Below are 24546 nucleotides of genomic sequence, written 5' to 3'. Positions count from 1 at the left end.
TTCAATACGTACCGAATAGAACATACATTCCACTGAGTTAACAAATAAAACGAGATGGGAATCGCAGTCCCATCGTGACAGGCCGCTCTGTGGCCAGCTTTGAAAAGGGTTAAAAAATGGATACCAGGCAAACGCGTTATAATATGAAGTACGTAATGCTCTGTTGCACGGTGGCGGCATTTGGTGGGCTGCTTTTGGGGTATGACTCCTCGGTGATCTCCGGTGCTATCGAACCACTGAGTGACTATTTCCAACTCTCCCCCAGCGAAACCGGCTGGGCGGTGTCAAACATTCTGCTCGGCAGCCTGATCGGTTGTTTCATCGCCCCTAAACTCAGCGATAAGCTGGGCCGCAAAAACTCACTGGCGATCACCGCCTTTATCTTCACCGTGTCGGTGGCAGGCACCGTGGTGGCGCACAACTTCACTACCTTCGTGATTATGCGCATGCTGGGCGGGCTGGCGATTGGGCTGGCATCGGTGATCTCCCCTATCTATCTGGCCGAGCTGTCACCGTCAAAGTTTCGCGGACGCACCTCAGCGCTCTACGCTGTCTGCTGTGTTGGCGGCCAGTCCGTCGTGCTGTTAACCAACTTCTTTATTAATAAATCCATGGCGCCGGAAGCGATGATCGATATGGGCTGGCGCTACATCCTCGCCACGGCGCTGATCCCCTGCGCGCTGTTCCTGTTCTGCATTCTGTTTATTCCTGAGTCACCGCGCTGGAACGTGCTGAAAGGACGCGATAAAGCCGCCCTGGACACACTGACTAAAATCTCGAATAAAGAACATGCTGAAACCGTGTTTAGTGAGATCAAACGCTCCTTCAGCCACCAGGCAGCGAATCAGCATAAAACCAAATTCCGTCTTGATAAAACCACGGTGCCTTTACTGGTGATCGGTATCGGTCTGGCCATTGGTAATCAGATTAGCGGTATTAACGTGATCCAGTACTTTGGCCCGTCCCTGCTGAAAAACGTCTCGTCCAGCACCGACAGTGCGCTGCTGGTGACCTTCTGGCTGTCCGTTTGTCAACTGGTCGGGGTGTTGATCGGGATGTCATTGATTGACCGGGTGGGACGCCGCAAGCTGCTGCTGATGGGTGCCATCGCCTCCAGCGTGTTTCTGACCTACTCGTTTGTCGCCTTCTATTATCAGTTGCCTGGCCTGCTGGCCGTGGTCGGCCTGTTCGCTTACATGGTGTTCTTCGGTATTTCATGGGGCCAGATCGTCTGGACCGTGCTGGGTGAGATTTTCCCGACGGAAATCCGTTCGGTGTGCGTCGGTATCTCCATCTGCATGATGTCGATGGCTAACTTTATCATCAGCACCACCTTCCCGATTTTAAACAGTAACGCCTTCTTGCTGGACGTGTTCCACGGTGGCTTCCCGCTGCTGCTGTTCGCGATTTTCTCGCTGGGTATGTACTTCTTTACCTTCCGCTATCTGCCAGAGACGGCTGGCGTGTCGCTGGAGAAAATTCACGGTCTGGTCCTGAAACAGTTCAATGTCAACGTGGATGAATCAGAACTGCTGGGCACTAAGGCAGGTGATAAAAACACCGAGTCGTTTAATGTCCCGATGGGGCACTGATTACCCTGGCGGTCCGCATTCTGCGGACCGCCAGCCTCACTCAGAACCAGATTTCACTCTGCACGCCAAAACTCCAGTTCCCTCCTGCACTAAATCCGGCGCTGCCAAAATCATCATTCACTGCATACCGATCCAGATCCTTCGACCAGTTCATATACGTCACGAAGAAACGGATTTCCGGCCGCGCCTTAATATCAAACACCTCCCCAACCTTAAAGGTCGGGGCAAACGTCAGCTTGTAAAAGTCCCCTTTCACAGCCTGGTATTGATTCAGCGCGCCATCACTGCGATAGCTTCTGCCATTAGGGTCGAGATCCATATACTGCCAGGACGCTTCATACAGCAGCGCAACGTTGCGGCTGATAGCCTGTGAAGCACGCAGATTGAACGTTGCCCAGTCATAGCGATCCCCCTCGCGATAACGGTCTTCACTGTGCTGGGCAATCACTGACGGTGCCAGTTCCCAGCGTTCACTCAGCGGCACAATACCGTAAGAGGCGAAGCGCAGAGACTGTGCATTACGCGTCAAATCTCCATCACTTCCCGGTTGCCGTGCTTCAGCCCCCAGGCCGCGACCATATTGCAACGCACTCTCTGATGTGCCGGGCAGCAGACCATAAAAACGCTGTTTATCATGCCAGGCCAGCATGGTATAGGCACCATTTTTGGCCGTGTTATCGCTGCGGGTGGCATAGCTGCCGGTGGTCGAGGTGTTGTCTTGCAGGTCATCGTTGCCTTGCGCACTCATTCCCGTCAGCATCCATTGCAGATTGCCCCAGTAGTTGTTGGCCGTCAGCATCACGTTCTGCACATCGTTGTCGTTGTAACGGTCGCTGCCGAGATCGCCAAAATTACGCGCATACAGTGAGAAATTACTGTGGAAGCCCGGCGTCCACTGCACGTCATTTATCCCACCGCCCGTGCCCCCCAGAAAGACAATATCGCTGTCGGTAAAGTGGATATCGAAATTATCGCGATCGAAGCGTTTACCGGCCCACAGCGTGGCATTTTTTAGCGGGCCACCGAAATCGGCAAGGCTACCCATTTCCACATACAGCTGACGAATATTCAGATGGTGGCTGTCATTATCCTGTACCCACGGATCGGGATTATTCGCGCCGTCGGCCAGCATGGTTTTAAATCTGGCCCAGGAGCCATCGTTAAACGTCAGGTTCTTAATGAAACTCAGCTCAACATAGTTGTCTTTCTCGTTGCCCAGACGGCCAATATGCGCGTCGCCGCCGATAGAACTGGCGGGAGAAACTCCCGGCCCACCGTGAGCACCGCGTCCGCTGCCGCTCAGCAATGCGCCGGAACGGGCATAGCCGGAAAACTCAAACCCATTGTCTTTCTCAGTGGCCGCTACCGCTGGGGCAGCAGGCGATGCTGCCGGCTGTGCCGCTGCCAGCTGACGCTCTGCACGCACGGCGCGCGCCTCAGCCTGGGCCATTTTTTCACTCGCCTGCTGCGCGCTGAGGCGTGCACTGCTGGCCTCTGCTTCCGTTTTTTCCAGCCGCTGCTCCAGCAGTGCCAGGCGTTGTTCTATGGTCAATCCTGTGGCGCCTTGGGCCATCGGGCAGCTCAATAGCGCGCAGCAGAGCGCCACGTAAAGAGGACTTTTACGCATTATCCGTTCCTGTTTGAAGGTGATCAGTGCTGCGGGGTTGGCAGCGAATCCGGGTCTGAAGGTGAGGTCTCAGTGGCAGACGAGGCTTTACGGCGCGCTAATTCCGCGCGGATATTCTCGTAGTCGTTGTCCAGTCGGTAATATTTCCCCATCCAGATCATCGACAGAATAATCAGCACCAGCGGGATATACAGATAGCAGGTTTTAATCGCCAGCAGCGCCTCTGTGCTCTGCGCATGGTTGGCATGGTAGCCACCCAGTGACAACAGGATACCCGTTATCGCTCCGGCGCCCGCCATCGCCACTTTGCCGAGGAAGCCGTTCACGGAGGTGAGTATCCCGGCGGTATTAATCCCGGTTTTCCATTCACCGTAATCCACCGGATCGGCCTGCATGGAGAAGTAGATAGCGGTTCGCTGCCCGGCGCCAATGGAGAGGATGGTGGCCCCCATCAGCAGACCCGTGACATGCGTATCTGCCACGATCATCACCAGCATTCCCAGTACATTGATGGCACTGGACAGCAGATAGACGTGACATTTTTTCATCCGCGCAGCGAGTAACGGCACGGTCAACGTCCCCAGCAACGGTACAAACGTGGAGATCCCGGCAGCCACTGCCGTGATATTGACGTCCCCCACGTAGTAGTTAAAGAAATAGACCAGCGCCCCGGTCTGGAAGAAGAACGCCCCCCACATCAGGAAGATATTCACGGCAAATACCGCCCACGGTCGGTTACTTTTCAGCCCCTGCCAGGCACGCGGTAGCGTCATACGCTCCTGTTGAACCTGAATTCGCTCCTCCACGCTGCGAAAACTGAGCAGCAGGAAAAAGGCCGCAATGCCGCCAAAAATCATCGCCGTATACAGAAAACCCTGCGCCTGATCCCCCTGCCCGAGGCTTTTCACCAGCGGCAACGTCAGCACCGCGACCAGCGTGGATCCCAGCGATCCCATCACAATGCGCACCGCCGACAGCGTGGTGCGCTCCCGGGAGTCACTGGTGATAAACGGCAGCATTGCGCTGTAGGGAATATTCACGAACGTATAAAGGAATGACAGACACAGATAGGTGACGAAGGCATAGAATAAACGCCCGGTCGTGGAGAGCTCCGGCGAATAAAAGGCCAGCATACACAGCAGCCCGAACGGGATCGCCCCCAGCAATAAATAGGGGCGACAACGTCCCCAGCGGGTCGTCGTATTATCAATCACCAGCCCCATCAGCACATCGGCGACGCCATCCACCAGCCGCGTCACCAGGAACATCAGCCCGGCGTAATAAGCAGGCAACCCCATAATATCGGTATAGAAAAACATCAGGTACAACGAAATTAACTGCCAGACCAGGTTACAGGATAGATCGGCTACCCCGTAGCCCAGCCGCTGACGCCATAGAGCAAAAAGTGAAGTTGGCATAATCATCTCTCAGAATTTATAGGTTATTTGTTGTTCAGAGTTCAAAGTGACGAATCAGCCATGCCGGGGTACAACTCCAGGCATGGCAGTAGCTGTTAATTAATTTGCTGCCGTAGGGTGAATAGTCGGGATTATCCGGGTCATATAACTCCCAGAAGGTCTCCGCCCCGGCCTGCACCATGCCGCCCCAATAGCGTTTAATTTCAGCAACAGCCTGCTCACGTTCACCGTGAGTGAGCAGCGCTTCAATAAAGTGGTGCATCATATAAGGCGTGTGCATTTTTATCACCGGGGGATGACGCTGTAAGCGGGCTAACAGCTGGCGACGAAATGCCACGTCACCCACTTCGCCGAGGATCAACCAGACTTGCGCAGCCCAGGAAACCTGCCGCGCTTCCCCGCTGACAAAAAAGCCCTGCTCGTCATCCCACAGATGGGTCAGTGCCGCCTGGCTGACGCGTTCAAGCGTGGTTTCCAGCCAGGCGATGTTGGCGTTATCACAGCGCCGGGCCAGCTGTATCCCTTTACGCAGGGCATAGATCAGCACGCCCTGTGCGGCAGCCTGTTTGTTGAGCTGTTCATGCCAGTCGATAAACGCCCACCAGTCTTCGCTATCACGCAGAATATGGCGATCGTCCAGACGTTGCAGCGACAGCTCAATCTGGCGCCGCGCCGTCGGCCACAGATCGTCCAGCGTTGCCCGGTCACCCGTTGCAGCCACGTAGTCTTCCAGCGTGGCGACAAACAGCAGCGCATAATCGAACAGGAAAGTATCGTCGGCGATCACCTGCGGCTGCATAAACAGATTGGAGGAGACCATACCGTCTTCGCGCGTTACCCCGGCGAACAGGTAGAGGCAGCGTTTAACCAGGTCGTTGTGCGCATAGGTGGGATAGTTGACCAGCGCCTGTAAGCGCAGGTCGCCCAGCCACAGCCGTCGATCGCGCTTCGGGCCATCTTCGAAGACATCCTGCATACAGTTTTTGAGCGTACGCACGCTGATCTCATCGATCTCCCGCAATAAGGGATCGGCAATCTGTACCTGTTGCAGGGTACTGTCACTGGCGGAGCTGACGGTGTCGAGATGGAAAGTGGGGAAACGCAGACCGTATTTCGGTGACGTCGAAACCACCCGCACTTTGACATAGCGACAGCAGTAGCGGCGCGGCAGGGTCATCTCCACGGGCAGAACATCCAGATAACTGTCCTCCTGTTGCAGCCAGCTGCGACTGAGCCAGCCATCGTATTGGGAGAACGGCTCTGCGACCTCCGCACTGATTTCGCCGAAGATAAATTGCAGGTGCGCGGGGGCATCCGGCGGACTGCCTGCCGACTCACAGCGCAGCGAGAGATACCCCACGCAATGCTGACCAAAATCCACAATAAATTCATCACCGCTGGCAAACGTTTGTTGGCTCAGTTGCTCTGGTGTAAAGCGCGCTTCACTGCGCCAGCCGTGAATAGTCAGCGCATCGGGTATCATGGTGACGACAGAAATCGGCATGACCCGCTGACGATAAAGCGCCGGCCGCATGGCATCGGCCTGGGTAAGAAACGCCGCATGAGTGCGGGTGCGTAATTCGCTATGTTTTTGCATGGCAGCGACCACAAAAGACTCCTTTAACCGGTTCAAGAGTCAGCGAGTGTAGAGCCACGGTTGGCGGGCGATCTATTCTGAAACCGCCAGGTAAAACGCGGGACTGGCGCTGCGGGAAAGGTGTCCCCGATAGCGATCACAAAATGATAAACCCGACTCGCCCACCGTTGAGAAATCCCTTAAGTTGAACGGATATCAGTGAGTGAGATGTGTGAAAGATGAATAACCTGCGGCTTGACCAGTATTTCAGCTCGGCGCGTGACCAGTTTTCCCTCTATACCAGTGACCCGGAAGATAACAATTGTGAGCACCGCCATGAATTTAATGAGCTGGTGATCGTTGAGAGCGGGCATGGTCTGCATGTGATTAACGGCAAACCTCATTTTATCCAGGAGGGTGACGTTTTCTTTGTTAAGGATGGTGACTGCCATTTCTATGATGAGCTGGGCACACTGCGCCTGATCAATGTGCTGATCAACCGCCAGCAGCCGTTTCAGTGGCTGAACAATGTCGGGGCGTTACTGGCGCGTTTTGATGCAACCCAGCCGGGCAGTTATCACTGGCTGCTGCCGCAAACCAAAGCGCAGTGTAAACAGATGATCGGACAGCTTTTTAGCGGTCAACAAACCCGCCACGAGGAGACGAACAGCGGCTGGCGGGAAGCCTGCTTCTTTCAGTTGCTGATGAATATGGCCTGCCAGCAGGATGAACACACCAAAAGCCAGACCAAATACAAGTTGCACAAACTGCTGGGTTTCCTGCAACAACACTGTTTTGAAGAGATTGACTGGGAGGCATTAAGCGATCGGTTCTATCTGAGTAAGCGCACACTGCAACGCCAGATTAAAGAGACCACCGGGCTCACGCCTGACAATTACATTAAACGTTTGCGGCTGGTTTCGGCGCGGGAAAAGATCATCAATACGGAGGAGAGCATTACCTATATTGCCTATCTGTGTGGCTTTGCCAACAGCAATCACTTCTCCACCTGCTATAAGCAGGTGTTTGGGCAAACACCCAGCCAGCAGCGCTCAATGCGCTAACCCGCTTCGCCCATCACTGGTTATAATCTTTTTCTTAGCATCCTATGTGGCTGCTTAACCAGAGGAGAAACCTGTGATCAAATTCAGCGTACTTTATCCACGTCAGGCCGATGCCCATTTCGACCATGATTATTACCGCGATGTGCACCTGCCGCTGATCAAATCACGGATGGGTGAACGTTGTCTGAGCTATGAAATTGATACGCCGCTGGATAACAACGCGCCGTTTATTGCGGCCTGCCATATTTACTGTGCGGATATCGAGACGTTTGAACAGGTGATTGCTGAACATGGCGAGGAGTTTGTCGCTGATGTGGCGAATTTTTCTAACATTGAGTCAGTGAAGCTGGTTTCCGACGTTTTGCGCGTCGAATAAGCGATAAAAAGGGGGCCAGCAGATCGCTGGCCCCGTTAAATCAGGAAAGGATTTTCTTCTCGGCCAGATCCAGCGCGAAGTAGCTGAAGATAATATCGGCACCGGCGCGTTTGATGGCACCCAGGCTTTCGAGCGTCACGTCAAGCTCATTGATCGCCCCCGCCTGCGCACCAAATTTAATCATCGCGTACTCACCGCTGACCTGATAAGCCGCCAGCGGCAATTGCGTACGCTCACGCACGTCGCGCAGGATATCCAGATAGGCGCCTGCCGGTTTCACCATCAGCGCATCAGCACCTTCACTTTCGTCAAGCAGTGACTCACGAATCGCTTCACGGCGATTCATCGGGTTCATCTGGTAGGTTTTACGATCGCCTTTCAGCGATGTACCTGCCGCTTCACGGAACGGGCCGTAGAAAGAAGAAGCAAACTTGGTGGAGTAAGACATGATGGCAGTGTCAGTAAAGCCTGCAGCATCCAGCGCGTGGCGAATCGCTGCCACCTGCCCGTCCATTGCCGCCGAAGGCGCGATAAAATCCGCACCCGCCGCCGCGGCAACCACGGCCTGCTTGCCGAGGTTAATCAGCGTGGCATCATTATCCACGCCGTGGTCGTGCAGCACGCCGCAGTGGCCGTGGCTGGTATATTCACAGAAGCAGGTATCGGACATCACGATCATTTCCGGCACGGTCTGCTTGCAGATACGTGACATACGCGCCACCAGTCCGTTCTCATTCCAGGTATCACTGCCGTCCGCATCCGTATGATGCGAAATCCCAAAGGTCATGATCGACCGCACTCCCGCTTTCGCAATACGTTCAATTTCATACGCCAGACGTTTTTCAGGAATACGCATCACGCCTGGCATGGCGGCAATGGGTTTGTAGTCATCAAGACCTTCCTCAACGAAGATCGGCAGAGCCAGATCATTCAGACTGAGGGTATTTTCCTGGAACAAAGTGCGAAGAGAAGCAGACTGACGCAAGCGTCTTGGGCGCTGGACTGGAGAATAGCTGGACAAAACAACCTCGGTTTAGCGGGTCACGCAACGGTAATATTCACCGATGGTGATAAACATGAATAGTGTGCTAACACTATACCTCCGGGCGCGTGATGACAATCCTTGCGCCGTTACCCGGCACAGAATGATTCATTTTATTGACCCCGCATCGCCGTAAACCCGAAAAGATCGGGCACGATGGCGCTGTGTGATTCACGGTTCTTACACTGACTAAAGGAAAATATGATGTCTGAAGACGCCAAACTGACGTTTGTCACCCTGCTGGGCAGCCTGCGTAAAGCCTCACTGAATGCCGTTGTGGCACGCAACCTGCCTGCGCTGGCTCCGGTTGGGGTTGAGATTCACGCACTCGGTTCGATTGCCGACTTACCGCACTATGACGCCGATATTCAGGATGAAGGCATCCCGGCAGCAGTACTGGAAATGGGTAAAGCGATTGCCGCCGCCGATGGCGTGGTGATCGTGACGCCGGAATATAACTATTCGGTGCCGGGCGCGCTAAAAAACGCCATCGACTGGCTGTCCCGCCTTCCGGAGAATCCGTTTGCCAACAAACCGGTGGCGATCCAGAGTGCCTCGCCGGGGATGATTGGCGGCGCACGTGCGCAGTATCATCTGCGTCAGAGCATGGTCTTTCTTAACGCCCAGGTGCTGAATAAACCGGAAATTATGATCGGCCAGGCCACCAGCCGTATTGATGCCGCGAGCGATACCATCACCGATGAAAGCACCCGCCAGCATCTGACCGCACAGCTGGCAGCGCTGGCGCAGGCAGCACGTCGCTAATCGCTGTCCCCTCTTTCCGTTACGCACACGCTTTTCCTGGCAAAACCAGGAAAAGCTCTATCCTGTATAGAGCACATTGGCACAATGAAGTATCGCAAGCGGAGAAAAGATGGGATTTATTGGATGGACCGCGGCCACAGGCGGGTTGTTATTATTGATGTCGCTCGCCTCTGGCTGGATAAGCCGGGGCCCGGTGACGGCTTTTGCTCTCTATTTAATCGCCGGGGTCCTGTGTGGCCCCTGGGTACTGAATCTGCTACAGATTGATATTGCTGCCCACGCCCACCTCGCAAAAAATCTGACTGAAATCGCGATGGCCGCCTCACTGTTTATCACCGGACTGAAACTGCGTCTGCCGCTGAACAGTCCCGGATGGCGGATGGGGCTACGACTGGCTTTCCCCGGGATGTTACTCACGGTGGCAGGCGTCACGCTGGCAGCACACTGGCTGGCCGGATTCTCATGGCCGCTGGCGCTGGCGTTTGGTGCTATCGTGGCCCCCACCGATCCGGTGCTCGCCAGCCTGATCTCCGTGAATGATGCGCGCGATGACGATAATCTGCGCGTCTCGCTCTCCAGTGAAGCCGGGCTGAATGATGGCACAGCCCTGCCATTGCTGATGCTGGCAGTATTGCTGCTCACCGGCAGCGGCGAGCTATCCTGGACGTTATTCAGCCACTGGGCGCTGGTGGATGTTCTCTGGGCGGTGGTGGGGGGAAGCCTGATCGGCTTTGTGCTCGGTCGGCTGATTGGGCAGTATGCCTCGCACCTGCGCCATACCCATCAGGATGTCGCCCCCAATGATTTTCTCGCGCTGGCGCTGATTGCGCTCAGCTATGCGATTGCACAGTCGCTGGATGCCTCCGGCTTTCTGTCAGCCTTTGCTGCCGGGGTCGGTTTACGCCGCGCCGAGATGCGCGTGGTGCGGCACTTTCCAACGGAAGCGTTTCAGGAGAGTGATTACCATCCGCCTGCGGAGGAGCTGGTCAATCCTAATGCACGCCACCAGGGGGAACAGACCAACCCGGTCGGTTCAGCCGGACTGGTGGTCAGCGATGCGCTGTCGTTTGGCGATACGATTGAACGCCTGTTTGCCGCGGCCATTATTATTGTTCTGGGTGTCACACTGGCGCAGCACTGGAACGTCACCGGCATCCTGCTGGCCGCCCTGCTGTTTTTCGCCATCCGCCCGCTCTCGGTCTGGATTGCCACGCTGGGTGTTGATACTCCGCCGCTACAACGCGCCACCATCGGCTGGCTGGGCATACGCGGCATTGGCAGCATCAACTATATTGCCTGGGCCTATACGCATGGGCTTGATGGCCCGGAGGCCGCACGCATGGCGGATATGGCATTCACGCTTATCGTTGCCAGCGTGGTGGTGCATGGCATTTCCGTCACACCGTTACTGAACTGGCGTCAGTCACGCCTTCGCCGCGACTAACGCCTGATTCAGGCCTGTTCATTGCCTGGCTGCTTAAATGCCGCTGGCCGGGCAAGATAGACCTTCAGAATATCGTGCTTGACCATAATGCGCAGGATACCAACAAACACCAGGAACTCTGAGAGCACCAGTGAACTGGCCGCGCCGATGGCACCATATTGCCATGCCAGCAGGCAGCAGATCGGGATGTTAATCAGCCCGACAATAAACATCACATGCATACGCTGTTTCGCCAGGCCGAACGGGATAAGGATTTGCAGTCCGGCCGGGTAACTGATATTGCCAAAAATAAAGCCGCACACCACCACGCGCAGCACATTGGCTGAGTCATGAAACGCCGCCCCCAACAGGATCCGCACCACATAATCCGCAAAAAAGAAGGTGAACACCACGATAAACAGACTGATCAGAAACGACAGAGTGATGCTTTTCCGCGTTGCGGCAATCGCGGCAGCACGATCTTTATGAAACAGATGACTGACGCGCGGAAAAAACGCATTGCCTATCTGTTCCGGCACTGAGTTAGCGGCTTTCTTCAGGCGGTCGGCACCGTTATACAGCCCCACCATATAGGTGCTGGTCATACTGGCGAGGATCAGCACGTTAATGTTATTGAATAAATTGGCACCAAAGATCGCCAAAAACACATGCAGGCTGTCTTTGATGCGTTGCATTATTTCGCGTGGTTCAAAGCGGTAGAAACCAATAACCCGCATCTGCACTACCAGACTCAGGGTGATGATGGCAGTAATAAAGGCCACTACACCCGGGATCAACGCCGCCAGCCAGGTGTCTTCTGGCGTCTTCACCAGCAGAAACGTCAGGGGGATGGAACAGAACTGCCCGACGGTGGAAATAATCGAGGTTTTACCCAGTTTTTCAAACCCCTGCATCAGCCAGCCAAAAGAGAGCAACTGGCCAAACAACACCGTAGAGTTCGCCAGCACGATATAGAACAGCGCGTGCCACGCCGGGTTAAACCAGGTCAGCAGCAGCAGGATCGCCAGCGTTGAGCAGCCCAGGATCAACTTAGCATTAAACGTCGACCAGAATAGCTGCGTCACGCGCTGCTTATCGTCGCGATGTTGAGCAATGTCCTTGGTGGTGTAGACATTGAACCCCCAGTCGGAAATCGTGCTGCAGTACATCACGCACGCCAGACCCAGCGCCAGCAGCCCCATATGCTCAACGCCAAGAATGCGCGCCAGATACGGCAGGGTAACCAGCGGGAAGATAAAGGACGTCCCGCGATAGGCCAGCAATGACAGCACGTTAATTAACAGACTTTTATCGATTACTTTAGCCATCAGTCTCTGACCTTATGTGAGATTCCATTCATGCTTTACGCAGACTCCGCTTTATCCTGATCAGATGAGAATATAATTCGGGTTGTCTTAACAGCAGCCAGTTGACCGCACCTTCCGGCTTTAGTGTTTTCCCGAAATAATAAATCGCATTCATGACATAATCGGGCACCCGCTGTCCACTGGCCAGGGAGAGATGGATCATTAATCTGAAGGAGTGAATAAGATAAAGACGACGAAGCTCGGCCTTTTCACTCACACCATCGGTCAGTTTAACTAATTTTTCATACGAGCCGAGAAAGGCGTCATAACGTTGGCGAAAAAAACTGTCACTTTTATGACTGTTGGTCAGTGAGCCACTGCGAATACGTTGCCGATAGTAAAGGTGCCGACTCACCCAGGCAATACGACAGCGCATAAATGCCTCTACGGTAAAACTATGATCTTCATGCAGCCGGGTAATGTATTTCAAATGAAACCGGTCTATGATCTCTTTTTTAAGAACGTAATTCCAGGTAGCCGATGTATACGCGCCACTATTAAGCAGACCCTGGAAAATATCCTGCGCACGCAACAAGCCAAATTGGTGGTGCTGTACTTTGGGGTAGATACGTTCCGGATCATTGTCTTCAAACATGAGTGAATTAAAACAGAAGAGTTCCAGCTCTGGATAAAGCGTAGTAATCTGGCTTAATTCCTCATAAAACCCCTCACAAACGACATCATCAGGATCACAGCAGAAGATGTATTTACCCTGTGCCAGCGCAATGCCGTAGTCGCGCGCCTGACCCAATCCGCCATTAGGGATGGTGAAGATACGGACCTGCTCTTCGCGGGCATAGTGTTGTTCTATTCGTTCCAGGGTGTCATCCGTCGAACCGTCATTAATGATAATTAATTCATTCGGCGCAGGGATTTGCGCCAGTAAAGAATCAATGCACTCGACAATATAATTCGCCACGTTATACGCAGGGATAATCACCGACAGATTTTTTTGTGTCATCACATTTGTCTCACCGTTTTGGGAACCTGTTTAATTAACACCAGAAAACGATAAAGATCAACGCACCTTCAGGGCGGGACAAGGGTTTAGGAAAATACCTGGAACATTATTAGAATCACATAAGAAAAACCCAAACAAAACGTAAACAAGATACGGGGAATCATTAATTAATCTATTTATAAACGATTCATAAACAGCTAATCAATTAAGTCACATATTAAAATATTCATTAATACATAATTAATGAATTACTCATGGGTCCATTCCGTAAAAAAATGCCATTGCAACAGTATCAACCTCCTGTAAACCTTGATGCTCTTCAGGATAAATCTCAGGCACTCACTGTTTCATGGAGTAACGCTGAAATGAGGATTATCTTAGCAACGAATCAATACACCGTGTTTTTCTTACCCTGTTTCCTATTAAAATCGTCATGTTAGCCCTATAAAGGCCATGACGTCGTCGGGCACCAGACCAAACTGATGAAAGGGTTGTTTACACTTTCTACCGTCAGGGGACGTCAAAAACGCTCAGGCAGAAAGATAACAAAACCGATCGCAACACTACGCAAAGCAGACAAATCTGATTGAAACACCCTTAAACCCCATTAACTAAACCCTCCATAGCGAGGAGGCGAATTTGTGTTAAGGCTCATACTGACATTATTATCGGTAAAGAGACGCTTCCGGATAAGCTTTTCGCCACACCTCTCATCCTTCAAATGCCCTGTCAGTGAGGCATCAGCCTCGCGCCAACGCCCGCATTAACGCAAAACTGATAAATTTGTTTTATTACTTAACACAAACTGAACAAATAATCGTTTGAAAAATCAATCTCGCGTCAAATCCCCGAGGCACTGAAGCCGCGCACGTTGTCATTTATGCTAGCCTCAATTAAGCGCTTTCGGCCACACCCAAGAGCAACCTGGATGGTTAAAATCATGAAGATCTCTGACAATTTTCGTCAGCATTTCATTAAAGATGTGCTGATCCCTTTGATTGTCGTTTTACTTATCACCTTTAGTGCTGGCATTTTTACCTTGAACTGGGCGAGCACACGCACCAATAACGACGCAGCCATTCAGCAGCAGCAAATTATTCAGACCACGATGTCGCAAAGCCTGAGCGATATGCTCAAACAACAACGCAGTCTGACGCAGTGGCAGCCGTTGGCCGATCGCCTGGCGCAGGGTACGCACAACCTGCAATGGCTCAATGAGAATGTCGGTGCCTGGCTCTCCACCATGTTTGATCATCAAGTCATCTCCCTGCTGGATGCTTCGGGCAATCCGGTTTATCTGTGGGAGAATGGACGTAATGCGCCGGTGGAGCAGTTCGGCCATATTGCCTGGCCCGTGCGTCCGTTTCAGCAAAGTCTGCTGCATGCGAACAGCCCAAACAGCGGACGCCGTGATCGGGTGGGCTTCGCGCTGATCGATAATGCCCCGGCGATTGTCGCTATCGGGCAGATCAGCGGAGATGCCGCCGACAGCGGTCAATATTCCATGCTGAGTATTCGCCGTCTCGACAGCGCCTGGCTGGAGACACTGGCCCAGCGGAGCCTGTTGCACGGCCTGCATTTTACCGACGGTCTTACGCCCGTCACCGAGAGCGGCCATTATGCGCTGACCTCTCTCGACGGGGTCCCGATTGGCAACCTGCAATGGCAGGCTGACCGCCCCGGATCACGTATGCTGAAGGTGATTACACCGCTGGTGCTGCTGGTGTCGCTGGTGATCACCCTGATTTGTATTCTGATGATACGTCGGCTGTGGGTGTCATCGATGCGCCTCTCAGACTCCCTCCTCCAGCTGGGTGCCAGCGAAGCGCAGGCACAGCATCTGGCATTTCATGATGTGCTGACCGGTCTGCCTAATCGGGCACTGGTGGAAGAACGCATGACCCAGGCTCTGGTGCGCGTCTCCCGGCAGAAGGATAAGGTGGCGGTGCTGCTGCTCGATCTCGATCGTTTTAAAATCATCAATGACACCTATGGGCATCAGGCCGGTGATGAACTGATTATTGAGGTCGCCCATCGTCTGAACGGACTGGTGCGTCATATCGACACCGTGGGTCGCCTGGGGGGTGATGAATTTGTCATTATTCAAAAAGACATCACCTCAACGCAGGAGGCCACTGCGCTATGCCAGCGAATTCTCGACGTGATGAGACATCCCTTTACTCTACTGGGAAATGAAACCTGGGTGGGTATCAGCATTGGCGTGGTACTGGCGCCTGACGATGCTACGGAACGGATGGAGATAATGCGCAAAGCGGATATCGCGCTGTATGAAGCGAAAAATCAGGGACGCGGACAGTACCGCCTGTTTGAAAGGTCGATGGATGAGTCCCTCAAAACTCGCCAACAGATCGGCGCTGACCTGCGGCATGCGTTGAAGACCAAAGACGGTCTGAACGTCTATTACCAGCCTCTGATGGATATCAGTGGGGAAAAAGTCGTGGGGCTGGAGGCACTGATGCGCTGGCAACATCCGGTTCACGGTATGATCTCGCCGACGGAGTTTATCCCGATAGCGGAAGATATTGGGCTGATCACCCAGCTCGGAGAGTGGGTGCTGCGTGAAGCCTGCCGCGTTGCCCGCCTGTGGCCGGATTTAACCCTTGCTGTCAATGTGTCCCCGTTGCAGTTTCGATCGCTGGGCTTTGTCGACCGCATCAAGGCTATCGTCAGGAAAGAGCAGATTTCCCCGTCAAACATCGAGCTGGAGATCACCGAAGGCGTGCTGATTGACGATGAAAAAATGGCGAAGGCGATTATCGATGAGCTGCGCGAAGCCGGGTTCCGCATTGCCCTTGATGACTTCGGCACGGGTTATTCCAGCCTCAACTACCTCAGTCATTTTGCCGTGGACAAAATCAAAATTGACCGCTCGTTCACCCAGTCGCTCGGCGTGACCAGTAATTCCAGCGCCATCATCGAATCCGTGGTGAAGTTGGGCCATGCAATGGGATTGATCGTAACCGCTGAAGGCGTGGAAACATCCGGGCAGATGAATGCGCTGGCCCGCGCGGGCTGTAACCAGCTGCAGGGTTTTCTGTTCTCTGAAGCAGTGCCTAAAGAGCAGATCCCACAGTTAATTAATCAGCGTCACGCCAGCTAGTGGTTGATGAAGGAAGGAAGGAAGGAAGCAAACGGAGATGGCCGGGGGGGCCCCGGCCAAGACACTCAGAAGAAACCCAGCGGTTGAATGCTGTAACTGATCAGCAGGTTTTTGGTCTGCTGGTAGTGATCGAGCATCATTTTATGCGTCTCGCGGCCAATACCCGATTTCTTATACCCACCAAACGCAGCATGTGCCGGATAGAGGTGGTAACAGTTGGTCCACACGCGCCCGGCCTTAATCGCCCGCCCTACGCGGTAAGCACGGTTGATATCACGCGTCCAGACCCCCGCGCCAAGGCCGTAAATAGAATCATTGGCAATCGCAATCGCCTCAGCCTCATCTTTAAAGGTGGTAATCCCGACCACCGGTCCGAAGATCTCCTCCTGGAAGACACGCATGCTGTTGTCCCCCTTGAGTAAGGTTGGCTGAATGTAGTAACCGGTGGCAAGATCGCCCTCCAGTTTTTCCACCCCGCCGCCCGCCAAAATTTCAGCGCCCTCTTTCTGAGCAATCTCCAGGTAAGAGAGGATTTTATCGAACTGCTGCTGTGAAGCCTGCGCACCAACCATGGTATCGGTATCCATCGGGTCACCGCGTTTGATGGTTTTCACCCGTTTCATCACCGCGGCCATAAAGGGTTCGTAAATCGACTCCTGTACCAGAGCACGTGACGGACAGGTACAGACCTCGCCCTGGTTGAGGAAGCCCAGCACCACCCCTTCGGCGGCTTTCTCAATAAAGGACGGTTCGGCCTGCATAATGTCTTCAAAGAAGATGTTCGGCGATTTACCGCCCAACTCCACGGTGGACGGGATCAGGTTTTTCGCCGCCAGTTCAAGAATATGTCCGCCTGTGGCGGTTGAGCCGGTAAAAGCGACTTTGGCGATACGCGGGTTGGACGCCAGCGCTTCACCCGCTTCGCGGCCAAATCCGTGGATCACATTCAGCACGCCTTTGGGCAGCAGGTCGCCTATCAGTTCAACAAACAAGGTGATCGACAATGGCGTCTGCTCAGCCGGTTTCAGCACCACGCAGTTGCCCGCCGCCAGCGCGGGTGCCAGTTTCCACGCCGCCATCAGCAAGGGGAAATTCCACGGGATGATTTGCGCCACCACGCCCAGCGGTTCATGGAAATGGTAGGCCGCAGTAAATTCATCAATCTCTGCCGCTGTGCCCTCCTGAGCGCGCAGGCATCCGGCGAAATAGCGGAAATGATCCACCGCCAGCGGCAGGTCAGCGGCCAGCGTCTCACGGACTGGTTTGCCGTTATCCCAGGTTTCATTCACGGCCAGGGTTTCCAGATGCTGTTCCAGACGATCGGCAATTTTCAACAACGTCAGAGAGCGCGACTGCACCGATGTTTTTCCCCAGGCATCGGCAGCGGCGTGCGCCGCATCCAGAGCTTTTTCAACGTCGTCTTTGTCAGACCGGGGAAATTCGCCAATCACCGATCCATTGACCGGGGAGGTATTCGTGAAGTAAGCACCGTTCACGGGCGCGGAGAATTCCCCGTTGATGTAATTGCCATACTGCGGCTTCAGGGTAATCAGTGACTCTTTACTGCCCGGATATGCATAGCGCATCATCGCTCTCCTGTAGAAAGATATCGCCGTAGCGACTTCGCCGTTAACAATAAAATAACTCATTATTAACATTATCGACAAAAGTGAGCTTGTCAGATTGCCCGGCAATAAACTGTGACGGCATCGAAAGGAAATCAGGATTTTAGCAAGGCGGTGTGAGGTAGCGCACAGGGTGTTCATGATGACTGAAAGCGCACGAACTTCCGCCGGGTAGAGGCTATCCCGGCGGCTTTAGCGGGTCAGGCGCGTTTTGCCACCGGCAGACCCTGCTGCCAAAAATCGCGCAGTAACTGACGCGGCCACTCCGGCTCCGCTCGCGCAGGCACCAGGTGGTCGATCTCGGCATCTTTCAGGCTGTTTTTCAGGCAGGCCGTCATGATCTCGGCGGTGAATTCCGGGTGAAACTGCACCGATAATGCCTGCGCCGAGTAGCGAATAATCTGGCAACCGTCCTGTGCAGAAGCCGCGAGCACCTGGGCACCCGGCGGCGGCGTGAGCACCGACTGACGGTGCGACAGCCAGGCCGAGAACTGCGTTGGCAACGATGCCAGAAGCGGATCGTGATGGCTCTCGGCGCGCGCTTCCAGTGCCGTCAGGCCGCGTTCCCAACCATTAGGGTTATCGCCGACTTCACCGCCCAGCGCATAAGACATCAGCTGATGTCCGTAACAGACACCCAGCAGCGGTAACTGTTCTGCCACCGCATGGCGTACCCAGGCGGCGGTACGCTCACTCCATTCAGCATGATCGGTGACCATCGCCCAGGAGCCACTGAGAATGGCCGCAGAAATCGTCTCCAGCGCCGGTAAAGGTTCGCCCAGGTCCGGGCGCACCACAATATAGTCCTCCACGGACAGATTCAGCGCATCAACGAACCATTGCTTCTGCTCCCCGACAAGGGTGCTGACCGCCTGCGGCGGTGTTTCAAGCTGGATAATGGCTAACGGAAGTCTCACGGTCATCTTGCTCAATCCTCGAATCTCGGCGGAGTCGCTCACCCCGGTGATTATCATGGCAGCTTGTCACGAACCTGTCTCATAACATTTTCTGGCATTCTTTAAACAAAGCATCGGGTTAAGCCCTTCGATTTTCGCCTGGTTTGCGCCAGAGGCTGCTAAAAAAACTACGGAGTTCAGCGCCTCATTTGGTGCATTTCATGCCATGATTATCGTGACTACTTCGTTTGCTAAGGACTGTGCAGTGGCTCTGCGTCATTTTTTGCTGATTTTGCTGGTGGTGTCCATTTGGGCATTTAATAACATCGCCATTAAATGGGGGCTGCTCGACCTGCCGCCTCTGTTGATGATTACCATGCGCTTTGTGGTGGTGGCATTAATCCTGGTGCCTTTTACCCGCGTGACCCGCCAGCAGCTCCTCTATCTTGTGCCGCTCGGCTTTACGTTCGGCTTTATGCATTTCGCCCTGCTGTTTGTCAGCCTCAGCTATACCGATGCCGGAACGGCGGCGGTGATCGTGCAGTTGGGTACGCCGATCGCCATGTTGCTGGCGATGGTGCTGCTGAAAGAAAAACTGCGGCTGGTGCAGCTGCTGGGCATTGCTCTGTCACTCAGCGGCGTTGTGGTGCTGGCCGGCAGCCCGACCATCCCCAACGGGTGGGTGCTGCTGCTGCTGTTACTTAGCGCCTTCGGCTGGGCCATCAGCAATATGATCGTGAAAAAATCCCCGGCCATCAGCCCGCTGACGCTGACCGGCTGGCTCTCCTTTTTTGCCATCCCGCTGGTGGGATGTGCCTCCTGGGTGGTCGAATCTGACCAACTCAATCTGCTGCTACACTCTTCATGGCGGGGTTGGTTTGGCATTCTTTTCAGTGCGATTGGCTCCTCCATTGTGGCCTACTCGCTGTGGTACAGCCTGCTGAAGCATTACAACGTCAACCTGATTATGCCGTACTCACTGCTGACGCCGGTGCTGGCGGTGATTATGGGCGTGGTGGTACTGGGCGACAGCATGAACAGTTTTAAGGCGATGGGTGGCGTGCTGGTGATTGTCGGCACGGCGATTGCGGTGATTAACCTGCGTAACCTGAAAATGCATGCACGCTTGCCGCGCTTTCGTTATGACCGCCACAGGAAAAACCGTACCCGGCCCTGAAACCCTGTAAGGAGAGTCAGATGGATAACCGCCTGAGCGATGCGCTATGGCAACAGCTGTGGCACGGACTGCGTAACAACAGTTCACCTCTGCCCTCACTCACGATCCGCGGCGATCGGGCGCTGGTATCGGCTTATCCGGTCAGTGAGCTCGCCGCCACCAGTATCGGGCTGGCCGCTCAGGCCGCAGCCAGCCTGACGGGAAACCCGTCTTCGCTGGAGGTGGACGGGATGCTGGCTTCACGCTGGTTCCAGCATGCCCTTCGCCCGGTCAATCGTCAGATGCCGCCACTGTGGGATCCCTTCGCCGGGGATTACGCCACAGAGAACGGCTGGATCCGCCTGCACACCAACGCCCCGCATCACCGGGCCGCGATGGAAAAGGTGCTGGGGAAACACGCCGACCGTCAGACGCTGGCGGCAGCCGTCGCGCAATGGACAGGCAGCGATCTTGAGCAGGCCGTGGTGGATGCCGGAGGCTGCGCCGCTGCCCTGCGCAGTTTCAGCGAATGGCAGCAGCATGCTCAGGGCCAGAGCGTCAGCCGGGAAGCGCTTATCGAACAAACCCTTCAGGCCTGTGGCCCGGCACCAACCTGGCGTCTGCTTCCCGCCCGTCCGCTGCTCGGCGTACGCGTACTCGACCTGACGCGCATCATTGCCGGGCCGGTGGCCACTCGCTTTCTCGCCGGGCTGGGCGCAGAGGTCCTGCGCATTGACCCACCCGGCTGGCAGGAGCCGTCGCTGGAAGAAGAGATCAGCCTGGGAAAACGCTGCGCACGGCTTGACCTGAAATCCAGCGAAGAGCGACAGCAGTTTGAAAAATTGCTCAGCCAGAGCGATGTACTGGTGCACGGTTACCGCGCCGATGCGCTCAGCAATCTGGGCTATGACACGGAAACGCTGCAACGTATCAGGCCGGGGCTGGTCGATGTCAGCCTGAATGCCTGGGGCTGGACCGGGCCGTGGCGCAATCGCCGTGGATTTGACAGTCTGGTACAGATGGCCTGCGGCATCGCCGAGCGCGGCCGCCTGTGGCAGGGCAGCGATGCGCCGGTGCCGTTACCCGTGCAGGCACTGGACCACGCCACCGGCTATATAATGGCAGCCGCTGTACTGGAAGGATTACGCCAGCGCCTGCTGCATAACACCGGGTTTACTGCCCGTCTGTCACTGGCGCGCACCGCCTGCCTGCTGACGGATGCGCCCTATCCACAGGATGCGCAGCCCGCAGGGCTTGGACCGCGACAGGTTCAGGACGACGATGCCGAAGCCGTTATTTCTCAATGGGGGGTAGCTTACCGTCTGCGTTCACCCTTCTGGCTGCCGGGGATGCCGCTGAACTGGTCAAAAACCCCTTCACCGTTCGGTTCGGCAGCGGCGGAGTGGACCCGCACGGGTCAGGCATGCCTGACCCCTGCATGGTTATTACCCTCGCCGTAGGGTCGGGGCATGAATGCCTGACCCCTGCATGGTTATTACCCTCGCCGTAGGGTCGGGGCATGAATGCCTGACCCCTGCATGGTTATTACCCTCGCCGTAGGGTCGGGGCATGAATGCCTGACCCCTGCATGGTTATTACCCTCTCCGTAGGGTCGAGGCACGCCTCGACCGGGATCACGATGCCCGACGCTTACGCCTGCTCGTCTTCCAGTTCATCACGCATCGCCTGCAACGCTTCGCGGCTGATGGCCGCCAGCGTGCGGTAAAATGCGCTGCCCGCATGTGCCTCCACTTTTCCGAGGAAAGCACCGACCCACGGCATCAGGAACTCATCAAACAGCTGGATCTGCGCCTGGTACTCATCGACCTCAGACTGATCTTCCAGCCAGGACGATGCCAGCAGCAAGGCACCAATATGATCGGCAGGCGCATCAGTTAGCGGCATCCCACGCTGGCTGAGAAACGCCCGCACTTCGGCTTCCTGCGGGCCATTTTCCCACTGAGAACCGTACGGTGACACCTTGCATTCCGGGCCTACAAACAGCGCATTATAGTCAGACGCCAGCAGCGCGGGATCGCAGTTCTGCTGTAAGCGGGTTAACAGTTCGTCCTGCTCCAGCGGCCAGTGCTGCTGCAGTTTGCCTTCGCGCAGCAGGGTAAACAGAGGGACCAGCAGCGGGTCCTGAGGCTGACGATTATACAGCGAGCCCAGGATGCGGCAGATGATGGAAAACTCATTCATGTGTTTCAGTTCCGTTAAAGGTAATATGTGACACCGTCACAAATCAGCGAATTCAGCAATTTCCCTGCCGGTGCGCTGTTGTAAAAAGTCCAGCAGGCGGCGTGGCGTGACATTTAACACGCGATCCTCTGGAAAATCCACCTCGCGCATAATGCGCAGGCAGTGGTCGAAGTGACCAAGGGTAAACGCGGTATGCGAATCCGACCCCAGCGCCAGACGGCCACCGGCATCACGCACAGCGGCGGCTACGGCACGACAGTTAGGTTCACTGCCCACGCGGGAGGTGGTAAACGAGGAGTTATTCAGCTCCAGTGCAACATCATACTTCGCTGCCGCTTCGGCAACGGCCCGAATATCGATGGGATATTTCGGGTTGCCCGGATGACTGATGATATGCACCAGTCCGTTCGCCATCGTGGCGATCATCGCTTCGGTATTGCTCGCTTTATCCTGCGGGGCCAGCACCGGTTCGTGAAAACCGGCTACGATAATATCAATCGAGTCGAGCATCGGCCCGCTGCAATCAATCTCACCCTGATTATTTTTGATGTTCGCTTCTATCCCGCGCAGTATGCCCACGCCATCAATCACCCGTGGCCAGACCTTCATATTTACGAAGTGCCAGTAGTGCGGCGCATCGGCCATATCCGGGCCGTGGTCGGTGATCGCCAGCAGTTTGACGCCACAGGTTTGTGCCTGTAACACGTAGTCACGCAGCGTACTGTAGGCATGAGTGCTGGCCACAGTGTGCATATGCAGGTCAACTGGATACATCGGTTTTCTCCTTTATATTAATAGCCGCGGCTGATATCAACGCGCCCTTCTGGCATCTCGCCATTCTCACGTCGCAGTATAGCCTGTGCAATGTAGTCCATAGCTTCGTCTGGTAAGGTTACAGCCGCATTATGGGGCGTAATCGCAATATCAGGATGCGACCAGAAAGCATGTTCGGCCGGCAGCGGTTCGTGATTAAACACGTCCAGTGCGGCAGCGCTCACCTCGCCCGCTTCCATTGCGGCGAGCAGATCGGCTTCCACCAGATGCGCACCGCGTGCAAGGTTCAGCAAAAACGCGCCGGGTTTGAGCTGGCTGAGCAACTGGCGATTGAGGATCCCTTCGGTCTGTGGCGTATTAGGCAGCAGATTGATCAGTACCTGCGTAGAAGAGAGGAAGTCGCCTAACTGCTGCTCGCCATGGAAACTGCTAACCCCGTCGATCTGTTTCGGTGAGCGGCTCCAGCAACTGACCGGAAAATCCCATGCCAGCAGGCTTTGCGCGACGCTGCGGCCCAATACGCCAGCACCGAGGATGCCGACAGAGAACTCATCGCGCTTACGGTTACGCAGGTGATGCCAGAGCGTTTCGGTTTTCTGTTTCTGATATTCAGGAAAGCGGCGGAACCAGCCGAGCACGTGATACACCGCGTACTCCTGCATCTGACGCCCCATTCCGGTATCTTCCAGGCGGAACAGCGGCACGCCCGGGGCCAGCATCTCAGGGTGCTCACGCAGCTGCCCCAGGATATCGTCAACGCCCGCGCCCAGCGCAAACGCCCCCTTCAGCTCGCGCCCCTGAAGCATTTCAACGGGTGGCTGGCGCACCAGCGCATAGTCGGCCGGGCCGTTGTCTCCCACCTGCCATTGACGAATGCGGGCATGAGGCAGACGTTGCTGCAAACCGTTGATCCAGGTCTCTGCCTTGAAAAAGGGGTGATAAAAAATGATATCCACGTTTTTTCTCCTGTTTTTTGCTTAAGCTCGTGGAAAATGCGACGGCTGGCAAGTGAAACTTTAGCCGGGCGTCCGTCCGGTGGCCTGCACAGTGTGAAATTATCAGGCCATGATCCGCGCGTAACCCGCTTAACAGCGGATGAAGTCTTCCCACTGCCGTTTTAAGCAGCAAAGTGATTTAAAACTGACTAAACGCACGCATATTTCGGGAATCAGTGTTGACCGCAACCGCAGTTTTCCCTACATTAGCGCCCGTCAGCAACCCGGTTGTGACAACAATATGGTGAGGTGTCCGAGTGGCTGAAGGAGCACGCCTGGAAAGTGTGTATACGGCAACGTATCGAGGGTTCGAACCCCTCTCTCACCACCATATTCTAAGAGAATGCCTGAGCGAAAGTTCAGGCATTTTTTTTGCCTGTCATTCCGTGGAGAGAGGGAGTGAAGAACCCTCGCCAGGGTTCGACAAAACGGCAGGATAGCCGTTTTGCACAGCCGCAGGCTGCCCGCAGGGCGAGCGCCAGGGATGGCGCGAGTGATCCCCCTCTCTCACCACCATATTCTAAGAGAATGCCTGAACGAAAGTTCAGGCATTTTTTTGCCTGTCC

At 55.0% G+C, this 24546-nt stretch carries 19 protein-coding genes and 1 tRNA gene; 9 read left to right on the top strand and 11 right to left on the bottom strand.

Going from position 1 to position 24546, the window contains the following annotated elements; all coding sequences use genetic code 11:
- Positions 1 to 116: 116 nt before the first annotated feature.
- Positions 117 to 1592, top strand: a complete 1476-nt coding sequence (locus FVB43_RS08130) for a sugar porter family MFS transporter (RefSeq protein WP_133841748.1) — start codon at positions 117 to 119, stop codon at positions 1590 to 1592.
- A gap of 40 nt (positions 1593 to 1632) precedes the next feature.
- Here the strand turns inward: FVB43_RS08130 and FVB43_RS08125 are convergent, their stop codons facing one another.
- From FVB43_RS08125 to FVB43_RS08115, 3 genes are read right to left on the bottom strand one after another with little or no spacing between them, the layout of a single operon-like run.
- Positions 1633 to 3219 carry a carbohydrate porin gene (locus tag FVB43_RS08125; RefSeq protein WP_167863757.1) on the bottom strand — a complete coding sequence of 529 codons (1587 nt, stop codon included), beginning with the start codon at positions 3217 to 3219 and terminating at the stop codon, positions 1633 to 1635.
- A gap of 23 nt (positions 3220 to 3242) precedes the next feature.
- Complete coding sequence (locus FVB43_RS08120) at positions 3243 to 4637, bottom strand: MFS transporter (protein WP_159336471.1); 1395 nt, start codon at positions 4635 to 4637, stop codon at positions 3243 to 3245.
- 34 nt (positions 4638 to 4671) lie between these two features.
- Positions 4672 to 6246 (bottom strand): alpha-L-rhamnosidase-related protein, encoded by a 1575-nt coding sequence (locus tag FVB43_RS08115; RefSeq protein ID WP_420361206.1) that lies wholly within the window; start codon positions 6244 to 6246, stop codon positions 4672 to 4674.
- Between the two features lie 206 nt (positions 6247 to 6452).
- Between FVB43_RS08115 and FVB43_RS08110 the strand changes: the two genes are divergently transcribed.
- Together FVB43_RS08110 and FVB43_RS08105 are read left to right on the top strand one after the other, a co-directional pair.
- Positions 6453 to 7277 carry a helix-turn-helix domain-containing protein gene (locus FVB43_RS08110; protein WP_133841745.1) on the top strand — a complete coding sequence of 275 codons (825 nt, stop codon included), beginning with the start codon at positions 6453 to 6455 and terminating at the stop codon, positions 7275 to 7277.
- A 73-nt stretch (positions 7278 to 7350) separates the two neighbouring features.
- Positions 7351 to 7653: an EthD family reductase gene (locus FVB43_RS08105; protein ID WP_133841744.1), complete on the top strand. Its 303-nt coding sequence runs from the start codon at positions 7351 to 7353 to the stop codon at positions 7651 to 7653.
- Between the two features lie 40 nt (positions 7654 to 7693).
- On the opposite strand, the gene hemB is transcribed toward FVB43_RS08105, so the two are convergent.
- Positions 7694 to 8674: a porphobilinogen synthase gene (gene hemB, locus FVB43_RS08100; protein WP_159336470.1), complete on the bottom strand. Its 981-nt coding sequence runs from the start codon at positions 8672 to 8674 to the stop codon at positions 7694 to 7696.
- Between the two features lie 225 nt (positions 8675 to 8899).
- On the opposite strand from hemB, the gene FVB43_RS08095 reads away from it, so the two are divergent.
- Positions 8900 to 9460, top strand: coding sequence for an NADPH-dependent FMN reductase (locus tag FVB43_RS08095; RefSeq protein WP_133842135.1), 561 nt, complete (start codon positions 8900 to 8902; stop codon positions 9458 to 9460).
- A gap of 109 nt (positions 9461 to 9569) precedes the next feature.
- Entirely contained in the window at positions 9570 to 10904 is a 1335-nt protein-coding gene (locus FVB43_RS08090) for a cation:proton antiporter (RefSeq protein WP_133841742.1), read from the top strand.
- Positions 10905 to 10912: 8 nt separating this feature from the next.
- Here the strand turns inward: FVB43_RS08090 and FVB43_RS08085 are convergent, their stop codons facing one another.
- Both FVB43_RS08085 and FVB43_RS08080 read right to left on the bottom strand, forming a co-directional pair.
- Positions 10913 to 12211, bottom strand: a complete 1299-nt coding sequence (locus FVB43_RS08085) for a flippase (RefSeq protein ID WP_167863756.1) — start codon at positions 12209 to 12211, stop codon at positions 10913 to 10915.
- A gap of 28 nt (positions 12212 to 12239) precedes the next feature.
- Positions 12240 to 13211, bottom strand: coding sequence for a glycosyltransferase family 2 protein (locus FVB43_RS08080; protein ID WP_159336709.1), 972 nt, complete (start codon positions 13209 to 13211; stop codon positions 12240 to 12242).
- A gap of 940 nt (positions 13212 to 14151) precedes the next feature.
- Between FVB43_RS08080 and FVB43_RS08075 the strand changes: the two genes are divergently transcribed.
- Positions 14152 to 16332 (top strand): putative bifunctional diguanylate cyclase/phosphodiesterase, encoded by a 2181-nt coding sequence (locus FVB43_RS08075; RefSeq protein ID WP_242462125.1) that lies wholly within the window; start codon positions 14152 to 14154, stop codon positions 16330 to 16332.
- 65 nt (positions 16333 to 16397) lie between these two features.
- Here the strand turns inward: FVB43_RS08075 and exaC are convergent, their stop codons facing one another.
- Both exaC and FVB43_RS08065 read right to left on the bottom strand, forming a co-directional pair.
- Complete coding sequence (gene exaC / locus FVB43_RS08070; RefSeq protein WP_167863853.1) at positions 16398 to 17918, bottom strand: acetaldehyde dehydrogenase ExaC; 1521 nt, start codon at positions 17916 to 17918, stop codon at positions 16398 to 16400.
- 239 nt (positions 17919 to 18157) lie between these two features.
- Positions 18158 to 18880 (bottom strand): glutamine amidotransferase, encoded by a 723-nt coding sequence (locus FVB43_RS08065; protein ID WP_133841739.1) that lies wholly within the window; start codon positions 18878 to 18880, stop codon positions 18158 to 18160.
- Positions 18881 to 19118: 238 nt separating this feature from the next.
- Here FVB43_RS08065 and FVB43_RS08060 point away from each other — a divergent pair, with 238 nt between their 5' ends.
- Positions 19119 to 20030 carry a DMT family transporter gene (locus tag FVB43_RS08060; protein ID WP_133841738.1) on the top strand — a complete coding sequence of 304 codons (912 nt, stop codon included), beginning with the start codon at positions 19119 to 19121 and terminating at the stop codon, positions 20028 to 20030.
- Between the two features lie 20 nt (positions 20031 to 20050).
- Positions 20051 to 21469: a CoA transferase gene (locus tag FVB43_RS08055; RefSeq protein WP_167863754.1), complete on the top strand. Its 1419-nt coding sequence runs from the start codon at positions 20051 to 20053 to the stop codon at positions 21467 to 21469.
- Between the two features lie 190 nt (positions 21470 to 21659).
- On the opposite strand, the gene FVB43_RS08050 is transcribed toward FVB43_RS08055, so the two are convergent.
- Genes FVB43_RS08050 through ghrA form a run of 3 tightly spaced genes read right to left on the bottom strand, consistent with a single transcriptional unit; the run spans position 21660 to position 23941 of the window.
- Complete coding sequence (locus FVB43_RS08050; RefSeq protein ID WP_133841736.1) at positions 21660 to 22211, bottom strand: TorD/DmsD family molecular chaperone; 552 nt, start codon at positions 22209 to 22211, stop codon at positions 21660 to 21662.
- Positions 22212 to 22247: 36 nt separating this feature from the next.
- A complete protein-coding gene (locus FVB43_RS08045) occupies positions 22248 to 22985 on the bottom strand; it encodes a phosphatase (protein WP_133841735.1) in 738 nt (245 codons plus the stop codon).
- Positions 22986 to 23002: 17 nt separating this feature from the next.
- Positions 23003 to 23941: a glyoxylate/hydroxypyruvate reductase GhrA gene (ghrA, locus tag FVB43_RS08040; protein WP_133841734.1), complete on the bottom strand. Its 939-nt coding sequence runs from the start codon at positions 23939 to 23941 to the stop codon at positions 23003 to 23005.
- 282 nt (positions 23942 to 24223) lie between these two features.
- On the opposite strand from ghrA, the gene FVB43_RS08035 reads away from it, so the two are divergent.
- Positions 24224 to 24311: transfer RNA gene (locus FVB43_RS08035), tRNA-Ser, on the top strand.
- Positions 24312 to 24546: the final 235 nt, after the last annotated feature.

It is taken from the genome of Erwinia rhapontici (assembly GCF_012271765.1).
GTDB classification, from domain to species: domain Bacteria; phylum Pseudomonadota; class Gammaproteobacteria; order Enterobacterales; family Enterobacteriaceae; genus Erwinia; species Erwinia rhapontici.
Note: the sequence above shows the minus strand (reverse complement) of the source record. Positions and strands in the feature narration are given on the sequence as shown.

Excerpts from the sequence above, each read along its gene's own strand:
- FVB43_RS08130 (WP_133841748.1), top strand. The coding sequence starts at position 117 with ATGGATACCAGGCAAACGCGTTATAATATGAAGTACGTAATGCTCTGT.
- FVB43_RS08125 (WP_167863757.1), bottom strand. The coding sequence starts at position 3,219 with ATGCGTAAAAGTCCTCTTTACGTGGCGCTCTGCTGCGCGCTATTGAGC.
- FVB43_RS08120 (WP_159336471.1), bottom strand. The coding sequence starts at position 4,637 with ATGCCAACTTCACTTTTTGCTCTATGGCGTCAGCGGCTGGGCTACGGG.
- FVB43_RS08110 (WP_133841745.1), top strand. The coding sequence starts at position 6,453 with ATGAATAACCTGCGGCTTGACCAGTATTTCAGCTCGGCGCGTGACCAG.
- FVB43_RS08095 (WP_133842135.1), top strand. The coding sequence starts at position 8,900 with ATGTCTGAAGACGCCAAACTGACGTTTGTCACCCTGCTGGGCAGCCTG.
- FVB43_RS08090 (WP_133841742.1), top strand. The coding sequence starts at position 9,570 with ATGGGATTTATTGGATGGACCGCGGCCACAGGCGGGTTGTTATTATTG.
- FVB43_RS08085 (WP_167863756.1), bottom strand. The coding sequence starts at position 12,211 with ATGGCTAAAGTAATCGATAAAAGTCTGTTAATTAACGTGCTGTCATTG.
- FVB43_RS08080 (WP_159336709.1), bottom strand. The coding sequence starts at position 13,211 with ATGACACAAAAAAATCTGTCGGTGATTATCCCTGCGTATAACGTGGCG.
- FVB43_RS08075 (WP_242462125.1), top strand. The coding sequence starts at position 14,152 with ATGAAGATCTCTGACAATTTTCGTCAGCATTTCATTAAAGATGTGCTG.
- exaC (WP_167863853.1), bottom strand. The coding sequence starts at position 17,918 with ATGCGCTATGCATATCCGGGCAGTAAAGAGTCACTGATTACCCTGAAG.
- FVB43_RS08065 (WP_133841739.1), bottom strand. The coding sequence starts at position 18,880 with ATGACCGTGAGACTTCCGTTAGCCATTATCCAGCTTGAAACACCGCCG.
- FVB43_RS08055 (WP_167863754.1), top strand. The coding sequence starts at position 20,051 with ATGGATAACCGCCTGAGCGATGCGCTATGGCAACAGCTGTGGCACGGA.
- FVB43_RS08050 (WP_133841736.1), bottom strand. The coding sequence starts at position 22,211 with ATGAATGAGTTTTCCATCATCTGCCGCATCCTGGGCTCGCTGTATAAT.
- FVB43_RS08045 (WP_133841735.1), bottom strand. The coding sequence starts at position 22,985 with ATGTATCCAGTTGACCTGCATATGCACACTGTGGCCAGCACTCATGCC.